At 48.2% G+C, this 680-nt stretch carries 1 pseudogene; it reads right to left on the bottom strand.

Annotated features, from left to right (window positions below):
* A pseudogene (locus AC2SLP_RS11995) lies at positions 1–680 on the bottom strand (hypothetical protein); the annotation flags it as partial.

Genomic DNA, 680 nt, shown 5'->3' with positions numbered 1-680 from the left:
TGATGGTGGTGCCATCAGTATTGACGGATACATCGAAGATAGTTGCACCATCTGCGTTTGTGCCCGAGCTATCAACTGTGATAGAACCATCATCAGAGGTAACTTCTTCTTGTGAGGCCGCTGCCGCTTGTTGCAACTGGTCTTCTGTGGCGGCTTGTCCGCTAACAATGTTTGCTGGGTCATAGGTGGTGTTGGTGAGTCCACCTACTGTACCATCATCGCCATTGATAGTGACTGGATTGACTGTGCCGACGTTTATGCTGTTAGCTAGGCTAAACTCAACCCCGTCAGCGGTGGTTGTGGTGATGACATTGCCATCAGCTTCGGTGAAATTAACGGTATCACCAAGCTGGTAGTTGTTGTCGGTATCACCATCGCCAACGTTAAAGCCTTGGGCTACAGCGTCATTAGTCTCGGTCAATTGACTAACATTGACTGCGTCATTCGGGTTTGTGCCCGCAGCAACACCCGTGATTGCGGTGTCGCCGGCATCAATACCATCTGTATTATCGATGGTGACAGGACCCACTGTGACACTGTCAAAAACAACATCTTTAGCAGTAGCGACTGTGAATTCAGTACCATCACGAGTAATCTCTATATTGTCGCCATTAACGAAGTTAACGTCATCACCTGGATTAACAACCTCTCCTGAATCACCGTTAGCTTGAACGGTAAAC

This window comes from Psychrobacter sp. CX21, from assembly GCF_057396255.1.
Note: the sequence above shows the minus strand (reverse complement) of the source record. Positions and strands in the feature narration are given on the sequence as shown.